The organism is Streptomyces sp. NPDC029164 (genome assembly GCF_055563995.1).
The window spans coordinates 49,917-74,007 of record NZ_JBVHWW010000016.1 but is presented as its reverse complement, the minus strand read 5'-3'; the positions used below and the strand labels follow the sequence as shown (position 1 = coordinate 74,007).

Below are 24,091 nucleotides of genomic sequence, written 5' to 3'. Positions count from 1 at the left end.
GCCGGGCCTACTTGGCGAGCTTGAGACCGCGGCTCTCGATCGCCGTACGGGCCGACTCCTGGGCCTTCACGAGTCCGCCGGCCAGGCCGTTCTTGGCCGCCTCGTCCTTGAAGTCGGCGTTGACCTTGCCCCAGACCGGGCCCCAGGTCCACCCGGGGACGATCACGGCGACCTGCTGACCGGTCAGCCCGTAGAAGTCCTGGCCGCCGAAGTACGAGGTGTCGAAGGCCTTCGCGGCCACCGCCGCCATGGCCGGGTTCGCGGGCAGGGCGCTGCTCGGGTTCTTCAGAGCCCCGATCCGGGCCTCCATCGAGGCCGGGTCCGTGGTCACCCACTTGATGAACTCGGCGGCGGCCTTGGCGTGCTTGCTGCCCTTGGTCACGGCGAAGCTCGTGCCGCCGTACATGCCACTGGCCGGAGTGCCCCAGTGGGGGATGGGGGCGACGCCCCACTTCTCCTTCAGGTCGGGCATCGTGGAGACCATGCCGCCCGCGCTCCACGCGGCGCCCAGGACGCTGACGGTCGTGCCGTCGGCCTTGGACTTGTTCTCCTCGGGGGTGCCTGCGCCGTAGTTGAAGACCAGGTCGTCGTCGAGCATGCCCTGCCAGAACGCGGCGACCTTCTGCGAAGGCGCGTCGTTGATCTCGGGCTTCCAGGCGCCGTCGGCGATCTGGAACCACTTCGCGCCGGCCTGCCAGGACAGGGCCGCCTGCAGCGGGGCGTCGGTGGGGAAGGAGCCCAGGCGCGCCCTGGGGTCGGCGGCCTTGATCCGCTCGGCGGCGGCGCGGTACTCGTCCCAGGTCTTCGGCACGGTCACGCCGTACTTCTCGAAGAGGTCCTTGCGGTAGAAGTACACCTGCGGGGTGGCGTCGAAGGGGACCGACCAGGTCTTGCCGCCGAAGGTCACCAGGTTCTGGACTCCCGCCGGGAAGCTCTTCTCGACCAGTTCGCCGGAGGAAGCGGTGAGGTCCTCCAGGTAGCCCTGGCTCGCGAACTCCGGGACCATGCTGTATTCGATGGTCGCCACGTCCGGCGCGTCGCCCGCCTTGATCGCGTTGCTGATCTTGCTGTAGCCGTCGGCGCCGCCGGGTATCTGGGAGAACTGCACCTGGATGTCGGTGTGCGTCTTGTTGAACGCGGCGGCCGCGGCCTCGGCGCCGCCGGTCCAGGTCCAGTACGTGAGGGTGACGGGCTTTCCGTCGTCCGCGGCGGCAGGTGAGTGGGTGGAACCGGCACCGCAGGCGGAGGTCAACAGTGCGAGGGACACCGCTGCGGCCACCGCGCCGTAGGCACGCAAGGACTGAACCTTCATGTCAACTGCTCCTTGGCGAGTGGGCTGAACGGGGTGAATCATTCGCTCAGGCGTCTTGAACGTCAAGACCAATTGAACTATTGATCGATACGATCAGTTCGGCGGAGGCCGTGGCCGCTCAGGCGGTCCGGTGGAGGTCCGCGCGGTGCACCGGGTGCGCGAACGGCAGCCCGGCGGCGTAGCGGGCGATCTCGTCGATGGCGGAATCCGCCATCCTGTGCAGCTCGTTGCCGAGGGAGCCCGCGATGTGCGGGGTGAGCAGTACGTTCGGCAGGTCGTACAGCGGGGACTCGGCCGACAGGACCTCCGGCTCGGTGACGTCGATGACGCCGTGCAGGCGGCCCGAGGCCAACTCGTCAGTGAGCGCGGGCCCGTCGACCAGGGAACCGCGGGCCGTGTTGATGAGGGTGGCGCCGTCGCGCATCAGCGCCAGCCGCCGGCGGTCGATCATCGACCGCGTCTCCGGCAGGGCGGGCGCGTGCAGGCTGACCACGTCGGAGATCCGGCAGAGTTCGTCGAGCCCGACGCCGCGGGCACCGAGACTCCTCGCTTGATGGTCATGCAGATACGGGTCGTGGACGAGGAGTCGGAGATCGTACGGGCGCAGGAGCTCGATCACCCGGCGGCCGATCCGGGAGGCGCCGACGATGCCGACGGTCCGGCGGTAGTTGCCCACGTCACCGTAGTGCCGGTGCCAGTCGTGGTGGCTGCCGCGGACGCGGCGGTACTCCTCCCGCAGCTGGAGCACGCGTTTGTTGGAGAGGAGGACCATGGCGACGGTGTACTCGGCCACCGGGAGGGAGTTGGCCAGGGCGGCGGAGGAGACGACGACGCCCCGGTCCCAGCAGGCATCGGTGACCAGCTGTTTGACGGAGCCGGCCGCGTGCACGACGGCCTTGAGACGGGGCGCGGCCGCCAGCGCCCGGGCGTCGACGGTCGGGGCGCCCCAGAAGGTGAGCAGGACCTCCGCCTCCGCCAGCACCCGCGCGGCCTCGGGTGTGCCGAAGTCGGTGGCGACGAAATACGGGTCGAGATCGGCCACTTCGCCGAGCCTTCGGGCGCTGGTGTCGTCCAGCAGGCGGGACCGGAGCTCGGGGGCCATCGCGAGCAGGGTCCGCGGTCGTCGAACGGGCATCTGGGACTCCTTGCGGCTGAGTGAGGCCGCGCCGACTCTATGAATCCAGATTCCGAGCGTCAAGATCTATCAATCGAATAGCTCTATATGCTCATAACGATCGCCGAAAATTGACGGACCCGATGGCCGCGCATTCGACGTCCGGCGGCGGGGCAGGATGTCGCCCGTGACGGGCCCGGATTCGAGGCACGAGGAGGAGACCGCCATGTCGTCCACCCCTTCCGGCGAACCGAGCGGTACGGCCGCCCTGTTGGTCAATCCGCGCGGCCAGTACCTGCTCCACCTGCGCGACGCGAACAAGCCCCACATCTGCGACCCGGGGACGTGGAGCATTCCGGGAGGCGGCCGCGAGGGGAACGAGACCTCGCAGGAGGCGATCGCGCGGGAGCTGAAGGAGGAGACCGGGCTGACGGTCCCGCTGGAACCGTTCACGGTCGTCGACTGCCACGGGCCCGGCGGCACCACCGGCCGGATCCAGGTCTACCTCGGTGCCTGGGACGGCGATGCCGACGCCCTTCCGCTCAGCGAGGGGATCATGCTGCGCTGGTTCGACGCCCGTACGACCGCGTACCTGACGATGTGCCCGTGGACGCAGCAGGTCATCGACCAGCACCGGGCGCAGGTGGACCGGGCGGAACCGGGCCCGCCCACGTCGATCGCGGTGCCCGCCGGGAAACCGGGCGGCGGGGCCCTCCTGAACATCATCGGGGCCCACCTGTACCTGGAGCGCGACGGGCGCGTCCTGCTCGGACTGCGCCACCCCGACTCGGCGTTCGGCGCCTCGCACCACCACTTCCTGGCCGGGCACTGCGAGCAGGAGTCCGCGGTCGCCTGCCTGATCCGCGAGGCGCGGGAGGAAGCGGGACTGGTGCTGCGGGCCGGGGACATCGAGCTCACGCACGTCGTGCACCTGGTCGACCCCCCGGGTTCGCGGCCGCGCCTGCAGCTGGTCTTCCGCGCGCACCGGTGGGAGGGGACGGAGGAGGTCCGCGAGCCGGAGAAGTGCGTCAGCTGGGACTGGTGGCCTGCGGACGCGCTGCCGGAACCGATGGTGCCGTACGCCCGGGCGGCGGTCGAGGGCATCCGGGCGGGGCGCCTCTACACCGAGATGGGCTGGCCGTGACCGCCGGCGGGCACCCGGGAGCAGTGGGCCGGTACACCGTCCCGGTGGACGTGCACCTGATCCTGCGCCGCGACGGCGAGCGGGGGCCGGAGGTCCTGCTGTCCCGGCGGGCGGGCCCGGTCTACGCGGCCGGGATGTGGCACCTGCCCTCCGGGCACCTCGACGGCCCGCACGAGGACGTGGTCGAGGCCGTGGTCCGCGAAGCCCGGGAGGAGACGGGCGTCCGCATCGCCCTCGGGGACGTGGCCTCCGCGGTGACCGTCCATCACCGCGGTCCCCGGGGCCACGCCAGGCTCGGCCTGTTCTTCGAGGTCAGGTGCTGGACGGGTGCGCCGGAGGTGCGGGAGCCGCAGGTGTGTGACGCGATGGGCTGGTACCGGCTCGACGACCTGCCGGAGCCGATCATCGCGTACTGCCGGGCCGGCCTCGACGCGTACGCGGCCGGGCGGCCGGCGGCCGTCCACTTCCAGCACCTCGGCGATCCGATCCCCTACAGGCCCGACGGCCCCCGGCGCACCCGGCTCCTGGACGGAGCGGGGCCCGCGGCCCCCTGACCCGTCACCGCAGGTCGGCGGGGACCTGTCGCTGGGACAGGGACACCGTGCGCCGCACGCGGTCGGCCTCGGTGATGACCACCTTCATCCGGTCGCCGGCCTGGACGGCCCTCCCGGGACGCCACGGGCTCCCCCGCGAACTCCCGGAGGTGTCCACGGGCGGCGTGTCGGGGTGCCCGGGCCGCTTCGCCCAGGGGGAAGACGCTGTCGATGCCGACCCGGAGCCGGCCGGTCTCCGGCAGCCGGGCCGGCTCCGACAGCCGGGGTGGTAGGCGCGGGGGAAGACGGGGGCGATCCGGCCGCCGTCGCGCAGCGGGGAGCCGGGGCGGGCGCGCCGTAAATCGCTTCGAGACCGACGGCGGCCGCCCCTACGGTGGCCTGGTGACAACTCAGGTGATCGTGTTGAACGGTGGGTCCAGCTCGGGCAAGTCCGGGATCCTCCGGTGTCTGCAGGCGGTCCTGCCCGTTCCGTGGCTCGCCGCCGCCGTCGACTCTCTGGTCGAGGCGATGCCCGCCTCGCTGCGGGCATCAGACGCGGGAATCGGGTTCGCGGCGGACGGCGGCGTGCAGATCGGATCGGAGTTCCGGCGGCTGGAAGCGGCGTGGATGGCGGGAGTCGCCGCGACGGCCCGTGCCGGCGCCCCCGTCATCGTCGACGACGTCTTCCTCGGCGGAGGGGCGTCCCAGGAACGGTGGCGCAAGGCCCTCGACGGCCTGGAGGTTTTGTGGGTCGGTGTCAGGTGCGAGAGCGCGGTCGCCGCGGCGCGCGAGGTCGCCCGCGGGGACCGGGCCCTGGGGATGGCCGCCTCCCAGGCCGAGCGGGCCCACCACGGCGTGGTGTACGACCTGGAGGTGGACACCACGCACACGGAGTCCCTGGACTGCGCCCGGGCCATCGCCGCCCGAGTCACCTGACCGTCACCGCGGTTACGGCCCGTACGTTCTGCTCCCGCTAGCGGTGGTGGAGCCACCACAGCGCGAGGGTCACCGCCGAGGAGCCGCAGGCCGTGGCCGCGCCGCGGGCCAGTGCGAAGAGCGCGGTCCGCAGGAGCCGTGCGCCCGTCCGCCGCTTGTTCGTTCCCGACCCAGGCATCGGCGTCGAAGCCGTCCTCCCGGAGGGTGGCGACCTCCGCCCATTGGCAGGCCTCGGAGCTGTCCGCGGCCCGGTCGTCGGAGGTGCGCCAGTCCTTGGGCAGCTCCTTGTCGGGCCACGCCACCTTCGAGGGCCCGTCCTTGCCGGGTCCGGGCGCCGGCCGCCGGGGCCGTCCTCAGGTGGCCCTCTTGGCCAGGAACCTGCGCAGCCGGGTCAGCGGCCAGGTGTTGATGACGTCGTCCGCGGTCAGCCAGCCGCGCTGCGCGGTCGCCACCCCGTAGCGCATGTAGGGCAGATGCGTGGTGGCGTGCGCGTCGGAGTTCACGGCGAACTTCACGCCGTACCGCTTCGCGCGCAGGATGTCCTCGTCGCAGAGGTCGAGCCGTTCGGGGTGCGCGTTGACCTCCAGCGCGGTGCCCGCCCGCGCGCAGGCCTCGAAGACCGCGTCGAAGTCGGCGTCGATACCGGGACGTTTGCCGATCCGGCGGGTCGTGGGGTGGCCGATGACGGCGACGTGCGGGTTCTCGCAGGCGCGGATGAGGCGGCGGGTGAGTTCGCTCCTGCTCTGGTTGAAGTGGGAGTGCACGGAGGCCACGCAGATGTCGAACTCCGCGAGGAACTCGTCGGGCCAGTCGAGGGTGCCGTCCGGGCCGATGTTGAGCTCCGTGCCGTGCAGCAGCCGCATCCTGTGGTGCGCGCCGTCCAGTGCCCGTACGCGCTCGCGCTGGGCCAGGATCTTCTCGTTGGTCATGCGCTGCATGAAGAGGTTCGGGGCGTGGTCGGTCACGGCGTAGTACGCGTATCCGCGGGCGGCGGCGGCGGTGACCATGTCCTCCAGCGGGGCCAGTCCGTCGGTGAGGTCGGTGTGGGTGTGGAGATCGCCGCGGATGTCCTTGTCCGTGAGGAGGTCGGGGAGTTCGCCGCGCAGCCCGGCCGCGATCTCGCCGCGGTCCTCGCGCAGGGTCGGGGGGATCCAGGGCAGGCCCAGCCGGGCGTAGACCGCTTCCTCGGTCGCGGAGGTGAGGTTCTCGCCGCTCTCGGCGTCGAAGAGTCCGTACTCGGAGAGCTTGAGGCCCTGGCGCACCGCGAGTTCGCGGGTGCGGATGTTGTGTGCCTTGGATCCGGTGAAGTACTGGAGACCCGCGCCCCAGGAGGCGGGCGGCAGGACGCGCAGATCCACCTGGAGGCCGGTGGTGGTCCGTACGGAGGTCTTCTTCTGCCCGTGCGCGATGACCTCGGCCGTCTGCGGGAGGGTGGTGAGCGCCTCCATGAACGGGGCCGGCCGGCGGGCGGCCACCAGGATGTCGACGTCGCCGATGGTCTCCCTCATGCGGCGCAGGGACCCCGCGTACGTGCACCGGACGCAGCCGGGGATCTCCGAGAGTGCGGCGACGAGCTGCTCGGCGACGTCCATGGCCGCGCTGACGAGGATCCGCCCCTCGCCGGCTGCCCGCAACACCGAGATGCCGTGCAGGATGTTGTCCTCGGTCCGCTCGCCGAAGCCTTTCAGGTCGCGCAGCCGTTCCTGTCCGATGGCCTCGACCAGCTGGTCCACGGAGCTGATGCCCAGCTCCTCGTACAGCACCATGGCCTTGCGGGGCCCGAGCCCCGCAATCGCGACCAGCTCGCGCACTCCGGCCGGTACGTCGGCCCGGGCCTCGTCGACCACGGTCATGCGGCCGGTCCGCAGGTACTCGATGATCTTGTCGGCGACCGATCTGCCGACGTGGGGGATCTCGCGCAGCCCCTTGGCGTCGAGCGTGGACACGTCCTGCGGGTGCCCCCCGACGGCCCGGGCGGCCTTCTCGTAGGCGCGCGCCTTGAAGGCCTCCCCGCCCCGGATCGCGATGAGGTCCGCGTACTCCTGGAGCAGAGCCTCGACCTGGTCGTTGGCTCGGGCCATGCCTCCAGGGTGCCCCGCGGGCCGCGCCCGGGCACGTCGGGGCGGCCCGCCGACTCCGGGTCACAGCATGACGTGTTTGGCCTGGGTGTAGTCCAGGAGGCCGGACAGGGAGAGGTCGCTTCCGTAGCCGGAATGCTTGACCCCGCCGTGGGGCATCTCGGAGACGGTGGTGCCGTGGGTGTTCACCCAGACGATGCCGGTGTGGAGGGCGCGGGTGGCGCGCATGGCCCGGTCGTGGTCGGTGGTCCACACGCTCGCGGCCAGGCCGAAGCGGACGGCGTTGGCCAGGTGCAGGGCCTCGGTCTCGTCGGCGAAGGGCTGGACGGTCACCACCGGGCCGAAGGTCTCCTCCTGCACGATCTCGTCGTCCTGGCGGACGCCGGCGACCACGGTGGCCTCGTGGAAGAAGCCGGGGCGGGGCGGCCGGCCGCCGCCGGTGACGATCTCGGCGTGGGCCGGCAGCCGGTCCAGCAGGGCCCGCACCGAGGCGAGTTGGGCCGCGTTGTTGAGGGGCCCGAAGTCGACTCCGGTACGGAGCTTGGCCGCTTCGGCGGCGAAGGCCGCGAGGAAGGCGTCGTGGATCCGGCGGTGGACGAGGAGCCGGGCGGGCGCGGTGCAGTCCTGGCCGGCGTTGTAGTAGGCGACCGCGGCGAGGGCGGCGGCGGTGGCAGCCACGTCCACGTCCTCGTGGATCAGGACGGGCGCGTTGCCGCCCAGTTCCAGGTGGACCCGTTTGAGGCCGGCGGCCGCGGCCGCCGCGATCTCCCGGCCGGCGCGGACGCTGCCGGTGACGGCGATCAGGGCGACGTCGGGGTGGGCGCTCAGGGCCCGCCCGGTGTCGCGGTCACCGCAGACCACGTTGAGCACCCCCGGCGGAAGGTGGGCGGCGGCGAGCCGGGCCAGGAGCACGGCGGAGGAGGGGGTGGTGTCGGCGGGCTTGAGCACGGTGGTGTTCCCCGCGGCGATCGCCGGGGCGATCTTCCAGGCGGCCATCATCAGCGGGTAGTTCCAGGGGGTGATCTGGGCGCAGACGCCGACCGGTTCCCGGCGCAGGAGGGAGGTGCGGCCCTCGGTGTACTCGGCCGCGGCGGCGCCCTGGAGGTTGCGTGCGGCGCCGGCGAAGTAGCGGACGGCGTCCGCGATCGCGGGCAGTTCCTCGGTGCGGAACTGTTCCGGCGGTTTGCCGGTGTCCGCGGTCTCGGCGGCGGTGAGGGCGTCCGCGTGTGCCTCGATGGCGTCGGCGATGCCGAGCAGGGCGCGCTGGCGGGCGGCCGGGGTGGTGGTGGACCAGTGCGCGTACGCCGTGGCCGCCGCGGCGCAGGCCGCGTCCGTGTCGGCGGGGCCGGAGCGGGGGGCGTGACCGTGCACCCGGCCGGTGGCGGGGTCGGTCAGGGCCATGGTCGCGCCCGAGGCGGCGGGGCGGTCCACTCCCCCGATGTGGTTGTGCAGGGGGTCAGCCACGGCGCAGCGCCTCCTCGGCGGCGGCGCGTCCGGTGCGGACGGCGCCTTCCATGTAGCCGGCCACCCACTGGTCGGATCCGCAGACGTAGAAGGGTGGTTCGTGGGTGCCGTGCCGGGGGCCGACGGCCATGACGTCGCCGGGGGTCCACTGGGTGACGTACCCCTGGGTCCAGGGGTCGGTGCCCCACAGGCGCAGGTACGAGGCGAGCGGCCGGTGGGCCTCGTCGCCGAAGAGGCGCGCTACGTCGGCGAGCAGTTCGGCGGTGCGCAGCGGGGCGGGCGCGGCGAGGAGGACGCCGTAGCGTTCGGGCGGGACGAGGGCGGACAGGATGCCTTCGCTCTGCGGCCAGGTGCTGCCGAGGACCCCCTCGCATTCGGAGAGGCCGCTGAGGCCGCGCTCGCGCCAGAAGGGGCGCTCGTACGCAGCGGTGAACTTGGCGGCGAGGGCGTGGCGCTGGCGGTGCAGGGAGGAGAGCCGTTCGTCGGACACTCCGGTGACGGCGACCGAGCGGAGCGGGCCGACGGGGAGGGCGCTGACGACGGCGCCGGCGGTCAGGGTCTCGCCGCCGGCGAGGCGTACGGTGCAGGGGCCGGGCCGGCGGATCGCGACCGCTTCGACGGGTGAGCCCGTACGGATGCGTCCGGCGAGCCCCTCGGCCATGCGCAGGGCCACGGTCGCCGATCCCTCGGCGACCCGCAGGCCCTCCCAGGCCTCGTACTCGTAGTGGCCGGTGGCGGGTACGGCGGCGTGCTTGCGGAGGGCGGCGAGCAGGGAGGTCCGTTCGCAGGAGCCGTCGGCGAGGGCGAGTTGGCCGATCTCCCAGAGGCGTACGACGGCCGGGGTGGCGCCCTGGGCGCGCAGCCAGTCGCCGACGGACAGCAGGTCGAGGGCGGTGGCTTCGGGGTGCGACCAGGGGTCGGCCGGGTCCACGGTCTCGGCGAGTGCGGTGAAGGCGGCGGTGACCTTGGCGTGGCAGGTGTCGTCGCCGGGGCCGAACCAGTGCGGCGGGTCCGCGGCGGAGACCCCTTCGGGGGTGGCGCGGACGAGGGCGCCGGGTTCGGCGACGTAGCTGGGCACCAGGGTGAGGCCCAGTTCCGCGGCCAGCGTGGTGTAGGCGGTGTGGGCCCGGCCGGCCACCTCCCCGCCGAGCTGGACCAGCCGGCCGTCGGGGAGGGTGGTCTGTTCGACGCGTCCGCCGACCCGGTCGCGGGCTTCGACGACGAGGACGTCGGCCCCGCCCGCGGCCAGGTCGCGGGCGGCGGCGAGACCGGCCAGTCCGGCGCCCAGCACGATGACGTCGTGGTTCATGGAGGTGCTTCCTTCGGTCGGTACCGGGCGGTGGTGCGGGGGCGGGAGCGGGAGCGCGGGCGCGGGCTCAGTCGAGGACCAGGCAGTGTTCGGGCTTCCAGCCGACCTCGACCTGTTCGCCGCCGCTCCAGCGGTCCTCCATGCGGGAGCGGACGGTGTTCTGTTCCAGCACGGACACCGTGACGCCGGGGGCCAGTTCGATGAGGTAGGTGGTGGTTGGTCCGCAGTAGACGGTCTCCCGGACGACTCCGCTGACCTTGGCCATGCCCGGTTCGAAGTCGGAGAGCCAGATCTTCTCCGGGCGGATCGAGAGGCTGACCCGGCTGCCGTCGGGCACGTCGGACCGGGGGCCGACGGGCAGGGCGGGACCCTCGTCGAGGACGACCCGGCCGGAGCGGTAGGTGCCGGGGACGAGGTTGGAGGTGCCCATGAAGGAGGCCACGAAGCTGCTCGTCGGGCGCTCGTACACGTCCTCGGGCGTGCCGCACTGCTCGATGCGGCCCTCGTTCATGACGGCGAGGCGGTCCGACATGGTCAGTGCCTCGTCCTGGTCGTGGGTGACGAAGACGAAGGTGATGCCGACCTCGCGCTGGATCTGCTTGAGCTCGACCTGCATGCGGCGGCGGAGTTTGAGGTCGAGGGCGGCCAGCGGCTCGTCCAGGAGCAGGACCTGGGGGCGGTTGACGAGGGCGCGGGCGAGGGCGACGCGCTGCCGCTGGCCGCCGGAGAGGGTGGGCGGTTTGCGGCCGGCCAGTCCCCCGAGCTGGACGAGGTCGAGCATCTCGGTGACGCGCTCGCGTATCTCGGCGCGGGCGACGCCCTTGCGCTTGAGGCCGAAGGCCACGTTGTCGGCCAGCGAGAGGTGGTCGAAGAGGGCGTAGCTCTGGAAGACGGTGTTGACGTTGCGCTTGTTGGGCGGCAGGCCGGTGACGTCCTGGCCGTCGAGCAGCACGCTGCCTTGGGTGGGGTCGGCGAAACCGCCGGTCATCCGCAGCAGGGTGGTCTTCCCGCAGCCGGAGGGGCCGAGGAGGGAGAAGAACTCGCCCGGGGCGATGTCGAGGGTGACGTCGTGGACGGCGTAGGCCTCGGAGTTGGGGTACCGCTTGCCGATCCGGTCGAGCCGGACGGCGGGGTGGTCGTACACGGGGGTCGGGTACACGGGCGTCGGGTACATGGGGGTCACTTCCCGGAGAGCAGATCGAGGCCGCCACGGCGGCCGAACAGGCGCGGGATGGCGAGCGCGAGGACGATGAGTCCGATGGAGCCGACGAGCATCAGGGTGCCGACGGCGTTGATGGTCGGCTGGACGCCGAACCTGATGGCCGAGTAGATGCGGACGGACAGCGGCTGCGGATCGACTCCGGTGGTGAAGTAGGCGAGGACGAAGTCGTCGAAGACGAGGGCGAAGATCAGTACCCCGGAGGCCAGGATGCTGGGGAGCAGCGCGGGGAGCGTCACCAGGCACAGGGCCTGTCTGCGGGTGGCGCCGAGGTCCATCGCGGCCTCTTCGACCTCGGGGTTGAGGGCGGCGATGCGGGAGCGCAGGATGACCGTCACGTACGAGATGGAGAAGGTGATCTCGGCGAGCATCACGGTGCCGGTGGACAGTGTGATGCCCAGCCCCTTGAAGAGCAGCATCGCCGCGACGCCGGTGACGATCTCCGGGGTGATCAGCGGGACGAGCATGACCAGGCCGGAGAAGGAGCCGAGGCGGCCGCGGTTGCGTACGAGGCCCAGGGCCAGGGCCACGCCGAGGACGAGCGAGCCGGCCATGGCGACGAGGGACACCCGCAGGCTCATGCCGAGCGAGTCGAGGAGCACGTCGTCGTGGAGGAACGCCGTGTACCAGCGGAGGCTGACGCCGTCGAAGACGGTCAGGGACTTCTGCGCGTTGAAGGAGAACAGGACGACGACGGCGACGGGGAGGTAGAGCAGGGCGAAGAAGACCGCGGTGACGGCGATGGCGAACCGGGGCCTGCGCTCGGCTCCGCGGCGCGGGCGCGGGGGGCGGGGCCGCGGTCCGGCCGGCCCGTGCGGTCCGGCCGTGTCGCCGGGGCGGGGGGTGGTGTCCGCGGTCGTACCGCGCGGCGACGGAACGGCCGTACGGGAGGCTCGGGGCCCGGGTCGGAGGGTCATCGGACCGCCTCCGCCTCGTCCTTGCGGGTGCGCCGGAGGTAGCCGAGCATCCCGAGCAGCAGGACGGCCATCAGGAGCATGGTCAGGGCGGAGCCGAGCGGCCAGTTCTGGCCCTGGAAGAACTTGTCCTGGATCAGGTTGCCGATCATGATCTGGTCGGGACCTCCCATGAGCTGGGCGCTGACGAAGTCGCCCATGGCGGGCAGGAAGACGAGGACGCATCCGGCGGCGGCGCCCTGCCGGGTGGCGGGGACGGTGACGAAGAGGAAGGTCCGCAGGGGGCCGCCGTAGAGGTCGCGGCCCGCTTCGATGAGCGAGGTGTCCATCCGTTCCATGGCCGCGTACAGCGGGATGACCATGAAGACGACGAAGCCGTAGACGAGTCCCGCGATGACGCCCGGCCCGGTCTGCAGGATCTTGGTGCCGTCGTCGGCGACGCCGATCGCGCGCAGGGCCTTGAGCAGCGGCCCGTCGTCGGAGAGGAGCACGGACCAGCCGTACATCCGCACCAGGTAGTTGGCGAAGAACGGGACGACGATCGCGGCGATCAGCAGGTTCTTGAAGCGTCCGCCGTACAGGGCGATGGCGTAGGCCACCGGGTAGGACACGGCCAGGCAGATGAGGCAGGTGATCAGCGCGTAGCCGAGGGAGCGCAGCAGGACGGTGCGGTAGGCCGGGTCGGCCAGTGCGGCGAAGTTGTCGGCGTTGAGTCCGAAGTGGGGGTTTCCGAGGGGGTCGGTGGTACCGAAGGCGAGGGTGGCCACCAGGAGGAGGGAGGCGAGGAGGAAGCCGGTCATCCAGAGGGTGCCGGGGACCATGAGCCAGGTCCACAGGCGCGCCCCGGACGCGGCGGCCGTTCCTCCGCGCGGGCGGGCGGCGGGGCCGGGTCGATCGCGTCGCGGCATGTCAGCCCGCCTTCACGTCGGTCCAGGCGGCGTCGCGGTGCTGTTCGCCCTCCGCGGTGCCGTTGCGGAAGTAGCGGTCGTCCTTGAGGTCCTGTGCGGTGACCTGGCACTGGGGGAAGGGTTCGACGAGCGCGGTGTAGGTGTCCTCGGTGCCGCGGACCGGCATCGGGTAGCCGATGTACTCGATGTTCTTCTTCACGTTCTCCGGGCGGAGCATGTAGTCGACGAAGAGCATCGCGGTGCCGGGGTGCTGCGCGTTGGCGGGGATGGCGTAGCAGTCGGAGTTGACGGGGGCGCCCTCGCGGGCGACCTCGAAGCCGAAGACGGTCGGGTCCTCCGCCTGGGCGAGCATGGCGGCCATGTCCCCGCTCCAGGCCTGGGTCATGTCGGCGTTGCCGTTGAGCAGGTTGTTGTAACTGTCGCTGGAGAAGCCGCGCAGACGGGGGCGGAGCGAGCGCAGGGTGTCGGTGACGCGTGCGAGGTCGCCCGGATCGCCGGTGGTGAGGTCGAGACCGAGCTTGAGGGCTCCCATGCCGAGCACCTCGTCGCGGTCGTCGAGGACGAAGACCTTGCCCTTGGCCTGGGCGTTCCACAGGTCGTCCCAGGAGCCGGTGAGGTCTCCGAGCCGGTCGCGGCGCCAGCCGATGCCGGTCTTGAACATGGTGAAGGGGACGGTGTGGGCGGAGCCGGGGTCGTACCAGGGGTCGGCGAAGTAGTCGTAACCGCCGAACACGGCCTCGGCGTTCCGCAGCCGGGTGTGGTCGATCGTCCGCAGCCTGCCGCCGGCGGCGAGGCGCTGTGCCCACTTCGCGGTGGGGAAGATGATGTCGTAGCGGTTTCCCGCGTTGAGCTTGGCGGTCATGCCTTCCATGGAGTCGAAGTTCGACTGGACGACCTTGACGCCGTACTCCTTCTCGAATCCTTCGAAGACGGCGGGATCGACGAAGTCGGCCCAGTTGAAATAGACCAGGTCGCCGTCGACCTTGACGTCGATCGGTGCCTGACCGGCCGCTTCGCCGGCCGGGTCGGTGCCGGAGGCGAATCCGCAGCCGGCGGCGGCCAGGCCGAGGACCGTGGCGGTGCCGGCGAGGAGGAAGGAGCGTCTGGTCGGGGGGAGTGCCTCGGGGGACATGGGGGTCCTCTCCGTAGGGGGGCCTCGGGGGAATGGGGGGCGCCGGGGGGTGACGGGCGGCGCGGACCTGTGCGACGGGCGGTACGGGCGGGATGCGGGCGGGATGCGGGCGGGCCTGCGGCGGTACGGCTGGGGGCCCCGTACGGAGGTGCCCGCGGCGGGCCTTCAGTGGGGACGGCTCACTGTCCAGCGGTGTCGAGGTCCGCCCGGATGCGGCCGGCGAACCAGCCGACCGCCGACTCCCGGCGGGACAGGGGCCCGGGCTCGAAGCCGGGGGTGGAGAGTCCCTTCTGGACGCGGGCGACCAGTTCGGCGTCCTCGTCGTTGGTGATCCAGCCGATGTGGATGTTCAGGCGCCGGGCGAGCCGGGTGCGCAGGCCGGTGCCGCGCCGGGTGTAGAACGCACCGGGCACGGCCACCCGGTCCACCGCCGTCGGGATCGCGGTCCAGGCCAGTACGTGGTCGGGGTAGAAGTCGATGAGGGTGTTCGGGTAGATCACCGCGTACCGCCAGACCCGCCGGTCGGCCTCGGCGAGGCCGGGCATGGGGGCGGCGATGCGCTGGTAGAGGCGCTCGGCCCAGTTCGAGGACGGCTTGTCCCGCAGCGGTGAGGCGAACAGGGCGTACGAGTCCTCGATCTCGCAGGTGTAGCCCTGGTAGTCGAGCAGCCGCATCAGCCCGGGATGGGCCACCGGCACGTGGTAGCCCTCCAGGTAGTTGTCGACCGCCACCTTCCAGTTGGCCTCCTGCACCTCGGCGCCGGCCAGGTCGTGGATGCGGCTGCGGCCGACGGGCACCAGGTCGGCGCCCGCGTAGTGGCCGACCGCTTCGGCGAGCCCGGCGCACTGGTGTGCCAGCGGCACGGCGTCGGGGTCGAGGTTGACGAAGACGAAGCCGAGGAAGGATTCGACGCGGGCCGGGAACAGGCCGAGCGCGGGCTTGTCGAGGCAGGGGATCTGCCGGGCCTCCGGGGCGCCGACGAGGCTGCCGTCGAGGCGGTACGTCCAGCCGTGGTACGGGCAACGGATGGCCTTGCCGTCCGGTTCGGGGGCGGTGACCAGGCGTGTTCCGCGGTGCCGGCACACGTTGAGGTGGGCGGCCAGGCCTCCGTCCTCGGTGCGGACGACGAGGACCTCGCGGTCCGCGACCGTGGCGGCGAGCCGGGCACCGGGGCCGGGCAGGTCGGACTCGTGGCAGACGAGCTGCCAGGATCTGGCGAAGACCTGCCGCGTCTCGGCGGCGGCCGTGCCGGGGTCGGTGTAGTAGCGGGCCGACAGTGCGGGCCCGGGGGCGTCCTGGACCGGCTGCTGGTCGGCGGGGGTTCGATCGGGGGCTCTGGAGTACATCGGGTGACTCCTCCGTGCCGGCGGTGCGGCGATCGGTTCGGCGTCCGGTTCAGAGAGGGATGGCGAGACGACCCAGCGGCGGGCAGCAGGCCGCGGCGGACGCCGCGGCCTTGCTGACCGATTGGACAGTCAGATTGCTGGCTGATTTCCACCGGGTCAAGACTTGTACGCTGACCGATCGGTCAGCTAGCGTAATTCTCGTCGCTGCACCGGCGTTCCTCCACTTCTGGGCCTTTTGTCGGGCCGGATGCAGCCCCGCCACCCGGGCACCCGCCCGGGCCGCACCCCCTCCTCCCTGCCGTACGTCACCGGTGTCACCGGTGTCACCGCGCGGCGAGCCCCGGGCATCCCCGCTCCCCGCCCCCGGCTCACGTGACCGGCCGGGCCCGGACGGTCACCGAACCCCCACCTCCCTCCTCCACCCCACCCCTCCCGGAGGCACGCATGAGCGGTCGTCGGCGTCTGGACTGGCTCGGGCTCACCCCCGAACCCGAGCGGGAACTGCCTGCGGCGGTCGCCGCCCTGCGCGCCTCCTCGCAGCGCCCGCCCGCGGCGCCCGCCGAGCTGGCGGCCGCCGAGCGGCGCCGCGTCGAACGCCTGGTCCTGCGGGGCAGCCGGCACAGCTGGCTGCGCTACCTGGCCGAGGTCACCGAGCTGGTGACCGCCGCGGCCACCGGCCCAAAGCCGGGGCCGGGGCCGGGCGACCGTACGGCCGCCCTGCTCGCCGCCGAGGTGGTCCTCGACCACCACCGCATGCTCATCGGCCTCCCGGGACCGGGGTACGGCCGCACCGCCAGGGACCGCGCCGCGCTGGAAAGCGCCGTACGGACCCTGCGGACCACTCCCCCGACAGGAGAAAGCCGATGACCACGATCCGCCGGCCGGCCCAGCCGCCACCGGGCTCCGTACTCGGAGCGTCACCCCACGCGGTCGAGAGCGCGGCCGCCTACCGCGCCGCAGGGGGCTACGCCGCCGTCACCGGCCCGGACGAGCTGCTGCACCACCTCACCGCTTCCGGGCTGCGCGGTCGCGGCGGGGCCGGCTTCCCGGTCGCCGTCAAACTGCGCTCCGTACGGGACCGGGGCGGCCGCCCGGTGGTGGTGGCGAACGGCGAGGAGGGTGAGCCGGGGTCGGTCAAGGACCGCTGGCTGCTGCGGGCCCGGCCCCATCTGGTCCTCGACGGACTCGCCCGCGCCGCCGCCGTCACCGGCGCCGTCCGCGGCTACGTCTACCTCTCGGACCCCGAAGCGGGCGCACGCGTCCGCCGGGCCCTCGCCGAACGGGACCCCGGCCTGCCCGTCGAGGTCGTCGAGACCGCCCGCACCTACGTCGCCGGGGAGGAGAGCGCGGTCGTCCGCAGGATCGACGGCGGACCGGCACTGCCCACCGCCAAACCGCCCCGCCCCTTCGAGCGGGGGGTCGGCGGCGCCCCGACCCTGGTCTCCAACGCCGAGACCCTCGCCCGGATCGCCCTCACCGCCACCCGCCCCGACCTGCGGGACCGGATCGCGGACTCCACGCTGGTCACCCTTTCCGGCGGGCCCGCCGCCCCGGTCCTCACCGAGGTCCCCCTCGGCACCCCGCTGCGCACCCTGGCGTCCCTGCTCGGCACCCCGCAGGCCATCGGCGCGCTGATGGGCGGCCTGTTCGGCGGGCTCGTCGATTCCGGTGCCGTGGACCGCCTTCCCCTCGAACCGGGCGCGCTGACCGCCGCCGGTACCGCCCTGGGCTGCGGGGCGATCCGCTTCCTGCCGCCCGGCACCTGCCCGGTGACCGCCGCCGCCGACGCGGCCGGCCACCTCGCGGCCGAGAGCGCCCGCCAGTGCGGGGTCTGCGTCTCCGGGACCATGGCCGTGGGCGAGGCCCTGTACGCCCTCGCCGCCGGGACGGCCGGGCCGGACACCGCGGACAGCCTGCGGCGCTGGTCGCAGGGGCTGCCGGGACGTGGCGCCTGCGGCCTGCTCGACGCCGCCGCGGGCATCGCGGGCAGCCTGCTCCGCGCCTTCCCCCGACTCGTCCGCTCCCATCTCGCCGCGCCGTGCCCCGTGTGCGCGGCCTCCGAGCCCGCGGACGGCCGCCGACGCCTCACGGTCGCCGTGCCCGACGTGGCCCCGCCCACCAGCGCCGCGTCCGCAACGGCCGTGCCGAAGGCCGCCGCCCTCCCCACCCCGTTGCCCGCCCTGAAAGGAACATCGTGAAACTCCTGCTGGACTCCACCCGCTGCCAGGGCTACGGGCTGTGCCAGGAACACGCACCCGGCCTGGTCGAACTCGACGAATGGGGCTACGCGAAGGTCATCGCCGTCGCGGTCCCGTCCGGTACCGAGGAAGCGGCGCGCGCCTGCGCCGAAAGCTGCCCCAACTCCGCCCTCCGAGTGGAGAAGTGACATGGGACGCGATCTGACGGCCCTCTTCGACCCGCGCTCCGTCGCCGTGGTCGGCGCCAGCGACGACCCCGCCAAGTACGGGCACGCCGTGGCCTCCCAGGCACTGCGCGCCGAAGGGCGGCGGCCGGTGCACCTGGTGAACCGGCGCGGCGGCACCGTCCTCGGCAGACCGGCCGCCCCGTCGCTCGCCGCGATCGGCGAACCCGTCGAACTGGTGGTGGTCTCCGTCCCCGGCGACGGCTTCGAGGCGGCCGTCGACGACGCCCTGGCCTGCGGGGCGAAGGCGATCGTCGGCATCACGGCGGGCTTCGCCGAGGCCGGCCCGGCGGGCCTGGCCCGCCAGCGCGCGGTCGTCGCCCGTGTCCGGGAGGCCGGAGCCGTCCTCGTCGGCCCCAACTGCCTGGGCATCGCCGACAACACGACCGAGCTCTACCTCGCCTCGGACCGCTTCGCGCCCGGCGGTGTCGCCCTGCTGAGCCAGAGCGGCAACCTCGCGCTCGAACTCCAGCTCCGCGGCGCCCCGCACGGCCTGGGCTTCTCCCGGTTCGTCTCGCTCGGCAACCAGGCCGACGTGACCCTCGTCGACCTCGTCGAGGACTGTGCCCGCCACGAGGCCACCACGTCGATCGCCGTGTACGCCGAGGACTTCGGCGACGGCAGGGCCTTCGCCCGGGCCGCCGCCGCGGCGGGCAAGCCGGTGGTCCTGCTCACCGCCGGGCGGGGAACCGCCTCCGCGCGCAGCGCCCAGTCCCACACGGGGGCGCTCACCACCTCGGCCGACGTGGTGGCCGCGGCCTGTCGCGACGCGGGCGTGGAACTGGTGCGCACGCCACGGGAGATGACGGTCGTCCTGGCCGCGCTGAGTGCCCGGCCGGGCCACCCCCGTACGGAGGGACGCGCGAGCGCCGCCCGGACCGCGGTCTTCACCGACGGCGGCGGCCACGGCGCCATCGCCGCCGACGCCGCCGAGGACGCCGGACTCGGCGTGCCGGAACTGGGCGCGGACACCCAGGCCCGGCTGCGGACCGTGCTGTGGCAGCAGTCCGCGGTCGGCAATCCGGTCGACCTGGCCGGCATGGGCGAGCAGGACCCGCTCTCGTACGCGGACACGGTCGCGGAGCTCCTCGCGGCCGAAGAGGTCGACGCGGTCCTGATGACGGGCTACTTCGGTGGCTACGCGGCCTCCGACGGCGGTCTCGGCGGCGGACCGGCCGGCGGCTCCGTGCTCGCCGAGGGCGAGACGCTGGCCGCGGAGAAGATCGTCACGCACCTCGCGGCCGCACCGAAGCCGCTGGTCGTGCAGTCGATGTACCCGCGGTCGCCGAGCTGCCGGGTGCTGGCCGAAGCGGGGGTGCCGGTGTTCGCCGCCACCGAGGACGCGGCCCGCGCGCTGTCGGCGATGACCGGGCGGGCGGCGGCCGGCGGCGGCGCGGGGGAGCCGCCGGAGTTCCCCGCGCTGCCCGCTCCGGCCGCGCCGCTGCGGGACGCCGGATACCACGGGGTGCGGACGCTGCTCGCCGCCGCCGGGGTGGCGTTCCCGGCCGCGCGGGAGATCACCGACGAGGCCGGACTGGTCGCCGCCGCCGGTGAGTTCCAGGGCCCGTACGTGCTCAAGGCCCTGCATCTGCTGCACAAGTCGGACGCGGGCGGCGTCGCGCTGCGGCTGGCCGATCGGGAGGCGCTCCTCGTCGCGTACCGGGAGATGCACGCCCGGCTCGGCGCGCCCGCCTACTCGGTCGAGGCGATGGCCGACCTTGCGGACGGCATCGAGCTGATCGTCGGAGTGAACCACGACCCGCGGTTCGGGCCGGTGGCCATGGTCGGGCTCGGCGGCGTCCTCACCGAGAGCCTGCGCGACGTCGCCTTCGCGCTCGCCCCCGTACCGGCCGGGCGGGCCGAGGCCCTGCTGCGCGGGCTGCGGACCGCCGCGCTGCTGGACGGCGTCCGCGGCCGGCCGGCCGTGGACGTGGCCGCCGCGGCCGCCGTGATCGAACGCATCACGGCGGTGGCCGCGGCCCATCCGGAGATCGCCGAGCTGGAGGTCAACCCGCTGCTGGTACGCCCGGACGGCGCGCTGGCCCTGGACGCCCGGGCCGTCCTCGGCTGACTCCGCCGCTCCCACCCCCTCGCCCCTCAACCCATCCACCGGAGGACACCGCACCATGGACTTCCGCTACACCCCCGAGCAGGCCGACCTCAAGGCCCGCGCCGCCGCCTACGCCCGGCTCCTGATGGCGTACGAGGACCGGTCCGAGGAGGCCGGCGGCCCGCTGCCGGCCGACACGGTCCGCGAACTGACCCGCGCCGCCATGGACGCCGGCGTCTACGCGATCAACATGCCCGCCGCCTGGGGCGGCGCCGGCCTGTCCCTGCTGGACCAGGTCATCGTCGAGGAGGAGTTCGGCAAGGTCACCAACTGCCTCTGGGACATTCCCTGGCGGCCCGCGAACGTCCTCGCGTACGGGACCGAGGCGCAACGGGAGAAGTACCTGCTGCCCGTCATCCGGGGCGAGCGGTTCGACGCGTTCGCGGTCACCGAGCCCGGGGCGGGCTCCGACCCCGGCTCGGGCACGAGCACCGCGACGCGGACCGCGGGCGGCTGGCTGCTGAACGGCGAGAAGTGGTTCGTGACCTGCGGCGACATCGCAGACTTCCTGCTGGTTCAGGCCGACGCGGGCCCGGAGCGGGCCGCGACGCTGTTCTTCGTGGACAAGCACGCCCCGGGTGTGGAGATGACGCGGGTCCCGCGCTTCATGCACTCCGCGGTGAACGGGCATCCCGAGTTCACCTTCACCGATGTGTTCGTCGCCGACGAAGACGTGCTCGGCGGTGTCGGCAACGGGTACGAGCTGACCAAGGAGTGGTTCACCGACGAGCGGCTGATGATCGCCGCCCGGACGGTCGGCGCCGCCGAACGGGCACTGGAGCTCGCCCGCGACTGGGCGGTGCGGCGACGCCAGTTCGGCTCGCCCATCGCCGACTTCCAGCTGATCCAGGGCATGCTCGCCGACTGCGCCGTCGACATCGCCGTCAACCGCGCCTACACCCACCAGGTCGCCTGGGAAGCCGACCAGCCGCACACCGACCGCAAGACCCTGCACGCCAAGGCGTCGACGGCGAAGCTCGCGGCGAGCGAGGCCGCCGGGCGGGTCGTCGACCGGTGCGTGCAGATCTTCGGCGGCCGCGGCTACGACCGCTCGTACCCGGTCGAGCGGCTCTACCGCGAACTGCGCGTCGACCGCATCTGGGAGGGCACCTCCGAGATCCAGCGCCTGATCATCGCCAACGAGCTGATCAAGCGCGGCACCCGGGCGCTCGCCCTGCCCGCCTCCTGACCACCCCGCCGCCGGCCAACCCGTACCGCACCCGCACCCCGCACCCCGCACCCCGCACCCGCGATCAGAAGGACCACGGACATGGACTTCCGTCTCACCGCCCGTCAGGAAGAGCTCAGGGACTCGGCGCGCGCCCTCACCGAGTTCATCACGAAGTACGAGCTCGACTGCGAGGAGAACAACGGCCTGCCCCCGCGGGCCCACGCCGAGATCCGCGACGCCGTCCTCGACAGCGGCCTCCAGGCCGTCAACATGCCGGCGGAGTGGGGCGGCGCGGGCCTCACCATCCTGGAGCAGGTGACGGTCCAGGCCGAGCTCGGGCGGCTCACCGGTGCCCTGTGGGACATGGTGTGGCGTCCCGCCAACGCGCTGTCCTTCTGCACGCCGGAGCAGCGCGAGCGGTACCTCGTCCCCGTGATCCGGGGGCAGCGCCGCGACTGCTACGCGGTGAGCGAGCCCGAGGCCGGCTCCGACCCGCAGAGCCTGAGGACCACGGCGACGCGGACCGCGGACGGCTGGGTGCTGAACGGCGAGAAGTGGTTCGTCACCGTCGGCGACCACGCGGACTTCATGATCGTGCTCGCCGCGGCCGGGGACCTGGGGGCGCCGACCCTGTTCCTCGTCGACAAGGACACCCCGGGCATCGAGATGACCCGGGTACCCCGCTGGATGCACACCTTCGTCTATGAGCACCCCGAGTTCACCTTCACCGACGTGCACGTCCCGGCGGACGCCGTGCTCGGGGAAGTGGGCAACGGCTACGACATCACCCGCTCCTGGTTCACCGAGGAACGGCTGATGATCGCCGCGCGGACGATCGGGGCGGCGGAGCGCGCCCTGGAGCTCGCCCGCGACTGGGCGGTGGAACGACGCCAGTTCGGCTCGCCCATCGCCGACTTCCAGCTGATCCAGGGCATGCTCGCCGACTGCGCCGTCGACATCGCCGTCAACCGCGCCTACACCCACCAGGTCGCCTGGGAGGTCGACGAGGGCGGGATCGACCGCAAGACGCTGCACGCCAAGGCGGCCATCGCGAAACTGTCGGCGAGCGAGGCGTCGGGCCGGGTCATCGACCGGTGCCTGCAGATCTTCGGCGGCCGCGGCTACGACCGCTCGTACCCGGTCGAGCGGCTCTACCGCGAACTGCGCGTCGACCGCATCTGGGAGGGCACCTCCGAGATCCAGCGCCTGATCATCGCGGGTGAACTGGTCAAGCGCGGCACGGGAGTTCTGCGGCTGCCGGTGACCCGGTGAGCGATGTGGAGCGCGTCGGGATCGTGGGCTGCGGGCTGATGGGATCCGGCATCGCCGAGGTCTGCGCCCGCGCCGTACGCGACGTCGTGGTGGTGGAGGCGGACCGGACCGCCGCGGACGCCGGCCTGGAGCGGATCGAGCGCTCCCTGGCCCGGGCCGCGGCGGCCGGGAAACTGACCGCCGCCGACCACGACGCCGCGATCGGCCGGATCACGCTGACCACGGACATGTCCCTGCTGGCGGACCGGGACCTGGTCGTCGAGGCGGTGGCCGAGGACGAGCGGGCCAAGCTGGAGGTGTTCGCACGGCTGGACCGGGTGGTGGAGCGCCGGGACGCCGTACTGGCGACGAACACCTCGTCCATCCCGGTCATCCGGCTGGCCGCCGCCACCTCGCGGCCGGCCCAGGTCGTCGGCCTGCACTTCTTCAACCCCGTCCCGGTGCTCCCCCTGGTGGAGCTGGTGCCCTCGCTGCTCACCGGCGAGGAAACCGTCCGGCGGGCCCGGGAGTTCGCCTCCGCGGTGCTGGGCAAACAAGTGGTCCGCGCCCAGGACCGGGCCGGGTTCGTCGTGAACGCGCTCCTCGTGCCGTACCTGCTCGCCGCGGTGCGGATGGCCGAGTCCGGGATCGCCTCGGCCGAGGACATCGACCAGGGGATGACCCTGGGCTGCGCCCATCCGCTGGGGCCGCTGGCCCTGGCCGACCTGATCGGGCTGGACACCGTCCAGGCCATCGCCCGGTCGATGTACGCGGAGTACCGGGAGCCCCTCTACGCCCCGCCGCCGCTGCTGGCCCGGATGGTGGACGCGGGCCTGCTCGGCCGCAAGACGGGCCGGGGCTTCCACACCTACTCCTGACCCGATGAGGGCCCCCGTTCCCGACCCCGTTCCCGACCCCGTTCCCGGCCGCCGCGGTCCAACGGCCGGGAACCGGGGGCCCGATGCGGGAGGATGGGGGCCCGGCGGGTCCGGCCGCCGGGCCTTCCGCCCCACCACCCGCTCAACCACCCACCCACCGACCCAACGGGCGCCGACACGGGGAGCAGCCAACGTGACCAAGGCCGAGCGCGCACTCGAAACGCGGGAACGCATCCTCACCGCCGCGTGCGAAGTGATCGCCGACATCGGTTTCGAGCACGTCAGCATGCGCAAGGTCGCCGAGCACGCCGGTGTCTCGAAGGCCCTGCTGCACTACCACTTCGACACCCGCGAGAAGCTCTTCGCCGAGGCGATGACGCATTCCTTCGCCCGGACCGGCACGGACACCGGCAGCGACACCGGTACGGACCCGGCCGCGGTCGTCCTGGCCCGCATCGTGCGCAGCATGCTGCCCACGGACGAGGAGCTCCGCCAGGACTGGAAGCTCTGGCAGGAGCTGTGGGTGCGCGCGCTGCGCGACGGCACGGCCCGTACCCTCGCTGTCGACCTGTACGACCAGCTGCACGCGTGGGTCGCCGGGACGGTGGAACGGGGCATTTCGTCGGGCGAGTTCACCGACTGCGACGTCGCCGCGATCGGCACGCTGGTGCTGGCTCTGTGCGACGGCCTCGGCATCCGCCTGATGCTGGACGACCCCCGGGTCGACCTCGCCACGGCCCAGTCGACGGTCTGGCGGGCCATCGCGCCCGCCCTCGGGATCGCGCCGGTGTTCCCGGAGGTCTGACGGCGCCGGGCCGGCGGATTGTCCGGGGAATGTACGGGCGGCGGC

Annotated in this window: 23 protein-coding genes; 11 read left to right on the top strand and 12 right to left on the bottom strand. The window is 73.0% G+C overall.

Going from position 1 to position 24,091, the window contains the following annotated elements; translation table 11 throughout:
* Positions 1-7: 7 nt before the first annotated feature.
* Both ACZ4VT_RS17335 and ACZ4VT_RS17330 read right to left on the bottom strand, forming a co-directional pair.
* Complete coding sequence (locus tag ACZ4VT_RS17335) at positions 8-1,312, bottom strand: ABC transporter substrate-binding protein (protein WP_467950477.1); 1,305 nt, start codon at positions 1,310-1,312, stop codon at positions 8-10.
* A 118-nt stretch (positions 1,313-1,430) separates the two neighbouring features.
* Entirely contained in the window at positions 1,431-2,447 is a 1,017-nt protein-coding gene (locus ACZ4VT_RS17330; RefSeq protein ID WP_467950475.1) for a hydroxyacid dehydrogenase, read from the bottom strand.
* A gap of 205 nt (positions 2,448-2,652) precedes the next feature.
* Here ACZ4VT_RS17330 and ACZ4VT_RS17325 point away from each other — a divergent pair, with 205 nt between their 5' ends.
* Complete coding sequence (locus ACZ4VT_RS17325) at positions 2,653-3,570, top strand: NUDIX hydrolase (RefSeq protein WP_467950474.1); 918 nt, start codon at positions 2,653-2,655, stop codon at positions 3,568-3,570.
* Positions 3,571-3,614: 44 nt separating this feature from the next.
* Positions 3,615-4,124, top strand: a complete 510-nt coding sequence (locus ACZ4VT_RS17320) for an NUDIX hydrolase (protein ID WP_467950472.1) — start codon at positions 3,615-3,617, stop codon at positions 4,122-4,124.
* Positions 4,125-4,128: 4 nt separating this feature from the next.
* Here the strand turns inward: ACZ4VT_RS17320 and ACZ4VT_RS17315 are convergent, their stop codons facing one another.
* Positions 4,129-4,281, bottom strand: a complete 153-nt coding sequence (locus tag ACZ4VT_RS17315) for a hypothetical protein (protein ID WP_467950471.1) — start codon at positions 4,279-4,281, stop codon at positions 4,129-4,131.
* Positions 4,282-4,505: 224 nt separating this feature from the next.
* On the opposite strand from ACZ4VT_RS17315, the gene cpt reads away from it, so the two are divergent.
* Positions 4,506-5,039 (top strand): chloramphenicol phosphotransferase CPT, encoded by a 534-nt coding sequence (cpt, locus tag ACZ4VT_RS17310; RefSeq protein WP_467950469.1) that lies wholly within the window; start codon positions 4,506-4,508, stop codon positions 5,037-5,039.
* A gap of 37 nt (positions 5,040-5,076) precedes the next feature.
* On the opposite strand, the gene ACZ4VT_RS17305 is transcribed toward cpt, so the two are convergent.
* The 9 genes from ACZ4VT_RS17305 to ACZ4VT_RS17265 all read right to left on the bottom strand — a co-directional run bounded on the left by ACZ4VT_RS17305 (position 5,077) and on the right by ACZ4VT_RS17265 (position 15,409).
* A complete protein-coding gene (locus ACZ4VT_RS17305; RefSeq protein WP_467950468.1) occupies positions 5,077-5,217 on the bottom strand; it encodes a hypothetical protein in 141 nt (46 codons plus the stop codon).
* A 175-nt stretch (positions 5,218-5,392) separates the two neighbouring features.
* A complete protein-coding gene (polX, locus tag ACZ4VT_RS17300; protein WP_467950467.1) occupies positions 5,393-7,120 on the bottom strand; it encodes a DNA polymerase/3'-5' exonuclease PolX in 1,728 nt (575 codons plus the stop codon).
* A gap of 60 nt (positions 7,121-7,180) precedes the next feature.
* Positions 7,181-8,518 (bottom strand): aldehyde dehydrogenase family protein, encoded by a 1,338-nt coding sequence (locus tag ACZ4VT_RS17295; protein ID WP_467950630.1) that lies wholly within the window; start codon positions 8,516-8,518, stop codon positions 7,181-7,183.
* A 55-nt stretch (positions 8,519-8,573) separates the two neighbouring features.
* Positions 8,574-9,890, bottom strand: a complete 1,317-nt coding sequence (locus ACZ4VT_RS17290) for a flavin monoamine oxidase family protein (RefSeq protein WP_467950465.1) — start codon at positions 9,888-9,890, stop codon at positions 8,574-8,576.
* 67 nt (positions 9,891-9,957) lie between these two features.
* A complete protein-coding gene (locus tag ACZ4VT_RS17285) occupies positions 9,958-11,064 on the bottom strand; it encodes an ABC transporter ATP-binding protein (protein WP_467950463.1) in 1,107 nt (368 codons plus the stop codon).
* Positions 11,065-11,069: 5 nt separating this feature from the next.
* On the bottom strand, positions 11,070-12,026 hold the full coding sequence (locus ACZ4VT_RS17280) for an ABC transporter permease (RefSeq protein WP_467950461.1): 957 nt from the start codon (positions 12,024-12,026) through the stop codon (positions 11,070-11,072).
* Positions 12,023-12,931, bottom strand: coding sequence for an ABC transporter permease (locus tag ACZ4VT_RS17275; RefSeq protein WP_467950459.1), 909 nt, complete (start codon positions 12,929-12,931; stop codon positions 12,023-12,025). Before ACZ4VT_RS17275 ends, ACZ4VT_RS17280 begins: the two co-directional genes overlap by 4 nt.
* A gap of 1 nt (position 12,932) precedes the next feature.
* The gene (locus tag ACZ4VT_RS17270) at positions 12,933-14,063 is read right to left on the bottom strand and encodes a polyamine ABC transporter substrate-binding protein (RefSeq protein ID WP_467950457.1); all 1,131 of its coding nucleotides are present in this window, start codon (positions 14,061-14,063) and stop codon (positions 12,933-12,935) included.
* A gap of 179 nt (positions 14,064-14,242) precedes the next feature.
* Positions 14,243-15,409: an aromatic ring-hydroxylating oxygenase subunit alpha gene (locus ACZ4VT_RS17265; protein WP_467950456.1), complete on the bottom strand. Its 1,167-nt coding sequence runs from the start codon at positions 15,407-15,409 to the stop codon at positions 14,243-14,245.
* Positions 15,410-15,853: 444 nt separating this feature from the next.
* Here ACZ4VT_RS17265 and ACZ4VT_RS17260 point away from each other — a divergent pair, with 444 nt between their 5' ends.
* The 8 genes from ACZ4VT_RS17260 (at position 15,854) to ACZ4VT_RS17225 (ending at position 24,046) form a co-directional block, all read left to right on the top strand.
* Positions 15,854-16,276 (top strand): hypothetical protein, encoded by a 423-nt coding sequence (locus ACZ4VT_RS17260; protein ID WP_467950454.1) that lies wholly within the window; start codon positions 15,854-15,856, stop codon positions 16,274-16,276.
* Complete coding sequence (locus tag ACZ4VT_RS17255) at positions 16,273-17,607, top strand: NADH-ubiquinone oxidoreductase-F iron-sulfur binding region domain-containing protein (RefSeq protein WP_467950452.1); 1,335 nt, start codon at positions 16,273-16,275, stop codon at positions 17,605-17,607. The genes ACZ4VT_RS17260 and ACZ4VT_RS17255 overlap by 4 nt, the downstream gene beginning before the upstream one ends.
* On the top strand, positions 17,604-17,795 hold the full coding sequence (locus ACZ4VT_RS17250; protein WP_351297993.1) for a ferredoxin: 192 nt from the start codon (positions 17,604-17,606) through the stop codon (positions 17,793-17,795). The genes ACZ4VT_RS17255 and ACZ4VT_RS17250 overlap by 4 nt, the downstream gene beginning before the upstream one ends.
* A gap of 1 nt (position 17,796) precedes the next feature.
* Positions 17,797-19,902 (top strand): acetate--CoA ligase family protein, encoded by a 2,106-nt coding sequence (locus tag ACZ4VT_RS17245; protein WP_467950450.1) that lies wholly within the window; start codon positions 17,797-17,799, stop codon positions 19,900-19,902.
* Positions 19,903-19,957: 55 nt separating this feature from the next.
* Positions 19,958-21,130, top strand: a complete 1,173-nt coding sequence (locus ACZ4VT_RS17240; RefSeq protein ID WP_467950449.1) for an acyl-CoA dehydrogenase family protein — start codon at positions 19,958-19,960, stop codon at positions 21,128-21,130.
* A gap of 81 nt (positions 21,131-21,211) precedes the next feature.
* A complete protein-coding gene (locus ACZ4VT_RS17235; RefSeq protein ID WP_467950445.1) occupies positions 21,212-22,384 on the top strand; it encodes an acyl-CoA dehydrogenase family protein in 1,173 nt (390 codons plus the stop codon).
* Positions 22,381-23,241, top strand: a complete 861-nt coding sequence (locus ACZ4VT_RS17230; RefSeq protein WP_467950443.1) for a 3-hydroxybutyryl-CoA dehydrogenase — start codon at positions 22,381-22,383, stop codon at positions 23,239-23,241. The genes ACZ4VT_RS17235 and ACZ4VT_RS17230 overlap by 4 nt, the downstream gene beginning before the upstream one ends.
* Before the next feature lie 193 nt (positions 23,242-23,434).
* Positions 23,435-24,046, top strand: coding sequence for a TetR/AcrR family transcriptional regulator (locus ACZ4VT_RS17225; protein ID WP_467950441.1), 612 nt, complete (start codon positions 23,435-23,437; stop codon positions 24,044-24,046).
* Positions 24,047-24,091: the final 45 nt, after the last annotated feature.

Excerpts from the sequence above, each read along its gene's own strand:
- ACZ4VT_RS17335 (WP_467950477.1), bottom strand. The coding sequence starts at position 1,312 with ATGAAGGTTCAGTCCTTGCGTGCCTACGGCGCGGTGGCCGCAGCGGTG.
- ACZ4VT_RS17330 (WP_467950475.1), bottom strand. The coding sequence starts at position 2,447 with ATGCCCGTTCGACGACCGCGGACCCTGCTCGCGATGGCCCCCGAGCTC.
- ACZ4VT_RS17325 (WP_467950474.1), top strand. The coding sequence starts at position 2,653 with ATGTCGTCCACCCCTTCCGGCGAACCGAGCGGTACGGCCGCCCTGTTG.
- ACZ4VT_RS17305 (WP_467950468.1), bottom strand. The coding sequence starts at position 5,217 with ATGCCTGGGTCGGGAACGAACAAGCGGCGGACGGGCGCACGGCTCCTG.
- polX (WP_467950467.1), bottom strand. The coding sequence starts at position 7,120 with ATGGCCCGAGCCAACGACCAGGTCGAGGCTCTGCTCCAGGAGTACGCG.
- ACZ4VT_RS17295 (WP_467950630.1), bottom strand. The coding sequence starts at position 8,518 with ATGGCCCTGACCGACCCCGCCACCGGCCGGGTGCACGGTCACGCCCCC.
- ACZ4VT_RS17290 (WP_467950465.1), bottom strand. The coding sequence starts at position 9,890 with ATGAACCACGACGTCATCGTGCTGGGCGCCGGACTGGCCGGTCTCGCC.
- ACZ4VT_RS17285 (WP_467950463.1), bottom strand. The coding sequence starts at position 11,064 with ATGTACCCGACGCCCGTGTACCCGACCCCCGTGTACGACCACCCCGCC.
- ACZ4VT_RS17280 (WP_467950461.1), bottom strand. The coding sequence starts at position 12,026 with ATGACCCTCCGACCCGGGCCCCGAGCCTCCCGTACGGCCGTTCCGTCG.
- ACZ4VT_RS17275 (WP_467950459.1), bottom strand. The coding sequence starts at position 12,931 with ATGCCGCGACGCGATCGACCCGGCCCCGCCGCCCGCCCGCGCGGAGGA.
- ACZ4VT_RS17270 (WP_467950457.1), bottom strand. The coding sequence starts at position 14,063 with ATGTCCCCCGAGGCACTCCCCCCGACCAGACGCTCCTTCCTCCTCGCC.
- ACZ4VT_RS17265 (WP_467950456.1), bottom strand. The coding sequence starts at position 15,409 with ATGTACTCCAGAGCCCCCGATCGAACCCCCGCCGACCAGCAGCCGGTC.
- ACZ4VT_RS17260 (WP_467950454.1), top strand. The coding sequence starts at position 15,854 with ATGAGCGGTCGTCGGCGTCTGGACTGGCTCGGGCTCACCCCCGAACCC.
- ACZ4VT_RS17255 (WP_467950452.1), top strand. The coding sequence starts at position 16,273 with ATGACCACGATCCGCCGGCCGGCCCAGCCGCCACCGGGCTCCGTACTC.
- ACZ4VT_RS17245 (WP_467950450.1), top strand. The coding sequence starts at position 17,797 with ATGGGACGCGATCTGACGGCCCTCTTCGACCCGCGCTCCGTCGCCGTG.
- ACZ4VT_RS17240 (WP_467950449.1), top strand. The coding sequence starts at position 19,958 with ATGGACTTCCGCTACACCCCCGAGCAGGCCGACCTCAAGGCCCGCGCC.
- ACZ4VT_RS17235 (WP_467950445.1), top strand. The coding sequence starts at position 21,212 with ATGGACTTCCGTCTCACCGCCCGTCAGGAAGAGCTCAGGGACTCGGCG.